This is a genomic window from Arhodomonas sp. KWT, assembly GCF_010993615.1.
The window spans coordinates 1-793 of sequence record NZ_WNXE01000770.1; the positions used below are offsets into that span (position 1 = coordinate 1).

Here is a 793-nt window from a genome sequence, read left to right on the forward strand (position 1 = left end):
ACCTGGCCGTCAGCGGCGGTCGTGACTCCATCGTCCTGCTGGACCTCGCCGCCCGTGCCGGCATCGCCGCCGGCGTGGTCCACGTCGACCACGGCCTGGCGACGCACAGCGCCGCCTGGGCCCGTTTCTGTGCGGCGGCGGCGGAACGCCGCGGGCTCGCCTTCCATAGTTGCCGCGTCGGGGTCGTGCCGGGCGGCGATCTCGAGGCCCGGGCCCGGGCCGCCCGCTACGACGCCTTCCAGCGCCTGCTCCCCGGGGGCGCGGTGGTGGCCACGGCCCACCACGCCGACGACCAGGCCGAGACCGTCCTGCTTCGACTGCTCCGCGGCAGCGGCGTCGAGGGTCTGACCGGGATCGCGCCGTCCCGGCCCCTCGGCCCGCTGACCCTGATCCGCCCCCTGCTGGCCTGGCCCCGGGAGGCCATCGACACCTACGCCCGGGCACGCGGACTGGAGTGGGTGGACGATCCGGACAACGCCGAGCTCACGCGGGATCGCAACTATCTCCGCCACACCGTCCTGCCGCAGCTCGCCGCGCGCTGGCCCGGCGTTGGTGCCCGCCTGGGACGCCTCGCCGGCCACGCGCGGGACGCCCGGGCGCTGGCGGCCTGGACCGCGGAGCGCCTGGGCCTCGGCGCGGGGCCGGCCCCCACGGCGGGACTCGCCGGTGCGCCCGATCCCGTCGCGCACGCCGCCCTCCGGGCGTGGCTGCGCGATGTCGGCATGCGTCCGCCGCCCGAGGCCCGCCTGCGCCAGGGGCTGCAGGACCTGCTGGCTGCCGCCGCGGACCGCGA

Annotated in this window: 1 protein-coding gene; it reads left to right on the plus strand. The window is 78.2% G+C overall.

The genetic code is table 11. The annotated features are described in order from the left end of the window. On the plus strand, positions 1-793 hold a 793-nt coding region (gene tilS, locus G7A99_RS22285; RefSeq protein WP_163144190.1), incomplete at both ends, for a tRNA lysidine(34) synthetase TilS.